The organism is Paenibacillus sp. 01T422, from assembly GCF_056398785.1.
In genome coordinates this window covers 1-2339 of record NZ_JBFTQB010001098.1, presented here as the reverse complement: position 1 = coordinate 2339, position 2339 = coordinate 1, and the positions used below count along the sequence as shown (strand labels likewise).

Below are 2339 nucleotides of genomic sequence, written 5' to 3'. Positions count from 1 at the left end.
ATGTCAAATAATTTACAGCAAATTGGGTTGTCGAAAGAATGGCTATCGGAAAAGCTACAACAACGGGGAGTTACGGCAGAAGAAGTCTGTTACGCTATCAGGGGAACGAAAGGTAATCTATTTTTTGATCTGTATCAAGATCAAATCCAACATCCAATTGATCAAGAGTAATCGATAAGCACAAACATAAGGATGGTGAGATTTCGCCATCCTTATTTACAGTTCACAATGTCAATTTGATCATCAAAACGGAACCCGTTAGCGCATGCCTCAGGGTTTTATGCATAATTCTCATCTGACAAATCAGATGTTTCAAAAAGCTTCTTTTTGATATCGTTTTTCTTGATATCGCTGATAATACCAAATAGAAATAGCTAACCAACTGCCACTAGCTAGGAAACCGCCGAGAACATCACTTGGGTAATGTACGCCCAAATAAATTCGGCTTACTCCTATGGCGATTATCATAACGACGCTTATTACAATTAACATGCCGCGACCAACAGAAGTCGAAATATACCTTATTATCGGTTACCAAGAGCGCTATGGATCCAAAACCAATTGCACTCAAAAGACTTATAAAAAAAGCCCAGGTAAGCTGCTTTCTCAAATTCATTAAATTAACCAAACCTCCTTAGAAGGAAAAAACTCTATTGTAGATTTAAGCAGTTACTACTATTAAAGAAATTTAATTTTTTCACTAAACTCTACTCCAAGTCACTGAGCGTAATTTGAATATGATAACTCGACAGATAAGAAGACAAGAGGTGTATCTTCAGTATGCATATTCTGATTATTGCTCCGGAACAAATCCCCGTACCTCCTCCTGTCGGGGGCTCTGTGGAACACAGCATCTACCAAATTGCCAAAAAAATTTCTAACAAGCATCGTGTAACTATTATTAGCAGACTACGATCTAACTACCCAAAGAGAAGCTTCCTAGGTCATATCACCATTGTTCGAGTAGCAGGTAGCAATAAACCAACCATTAGAAAAACATTCCCACAAACCCCAATCTCTATTTTTTTGCATTCAACTACCTTCATATCTCCGCCAATGACATCTAAAAAACAAGCCGCGAGCAATCTCAGAGGTGTTAATCGCATTGTTGGCAACAGCCTTTCTCTGCAAAAAAACCTTAAAAGAAACTTTCCCTCTATCAGTAGAAAGGTCCGGTACGTTCACCTAGGCGTTGATCTTAATCAATTCCGACCTCGCAAGCAGAAAGCTGCTGGAACTCATCGGCCTTAAGCTACAAGAAATACTTGAAGCTACTTGCTACTTCACTGCGAATTCCCGTTACATTTAAAGGGTATATATCACGTAATCAAATGCCCAGCTTCTACCGATCCGGGGATTGCTTTGTTTGTCCCTCACAGGGCCATGAAGCGTTTGGCTTAGTGAATGTGGAAGCTATGGCTTCCGGAATTCCAGCGGTTGCTTCTAAAAATGGCGGGATTCCTGAGATTATTAAACATCAGCATAACGGCATTTTAGTTGCAAACTATCGAAACCCTGAGGCTTTTGCCAAGGAAATTGTTAACTTAGCCCAAAATCCTTATCGGGCAAAAAAACTGGCTAAACAAGCCCGACTAGATGTAATAAGAAAATTTAGTTGGCGAGCCACAGCAAGAAAATTAGAAAAAATATATACGTCCAATATTTCAAATAGGAAGTGTTAGTATGATGAATAGAGCAAGGACAATTGGAAGCAAGTGGACCAAAACAAAGGTTCTCTTACTAAACAAAGAGCTTAGAAAATTTGTACCGGAAACGAGAGTCTACAATCAAACTAATCTTCTCCATTTGTTAAATAAGCATAAAATGGTTTATGTTAAACCGATCAATGGTACTGCCGGACAAGGCGTTATTCGTGTGGAGAAAAATTATAAATATCGTTTTCAGGATGGAAAAACCACTATGTCGTTCAAAACGTTTCAAGACTTATTCGCCGCTCTAAGCAAAGCCAAATTAAACAGATCCTATCTTGTTCAGCAAGGCATTCATCTGTTAACCCATCAGAAGCGAATCTTCGACATGCGTATTATGGTCCAAAAGATTCCACATAACAATTGGGAAACAACTGGTTATATTGGCCGAGTAGCTCATCCTCACAAGATAGTGACGAACTTTCATAACAGCGGAACACCGCTACCTTTAGAATTATTGCTGGGTTCTTATCTGAAAAATCAGAAGAAAAATGAATATATCAGGAGCTTGCGACATTTAGGTTATCGAATTGCAACGCACTATCAGAAGAGTTATCCGGGATTTAAAGAAATTGGTATTGATATTGGAATCGATAAAAATTTGAAACCATGGGTGCTAGAAGTCAACAC

At 38.8% G+C, this 2339-nt stretch carries 3 protein-coding genes; 2 read left to right on the top strand and 1 reads right to left on the bottom strand.

Going from position 1 to position 2339, the window contains the following annotated elements; translation table 11 throughout:
• Positions 1-312: 312 nt before the first annotated feature.
• Positions 313-492: a phosphatase PAP2 family protein gene (locus tag AC1DUA_RS35985; protein WP_477504294.1), complete on the bottom strand. Its 180-nt coding sequence runs from the start codon at positions 490-492 to the stop codon at positions 313-315.
• A gap of 773 nt (positions 493-1265) precedes the next feature.
• Between AC1DUA_RS35985 and AC1DUA_RS35980 the strand changes: the two genes are divergently transcribed.
• Both AC1DUA_RS35980 and AC1DUA_RS35975 read left to right on the top strand, forming a co-directional pair.
• Positions 1266-1682 (top strand): glycosyltransferase family 4 protein, encoded by a 417-nt coding sequence (locus AC1DUA_RS35980; RefSeq protein WP_477504293.1) that lies wholly within the window; start codon positions 1266-1268, stop codon positions 1680-1682.
• A 1-nt stretch (position 1683) separates the two neighbouring features.
• Positions 1684-2339, top strand: a 656-nt coding sequence (locus tag AC1DUA_RS35975; RefSeq protein ID WP_477504292.1) for a YheC/YheD family protein, incomplete at its 3' end; no start/stop codon positions are given.

Coding starts and splice junctions, on each gene's coding strand:
- AC1DUA_RS35985 (WP_477504294.1), bottom strand. CDS start 492: ATGTTAATTGTAATAAGCGTCGTTATGATAATCGCCATAGGAGTAAGC.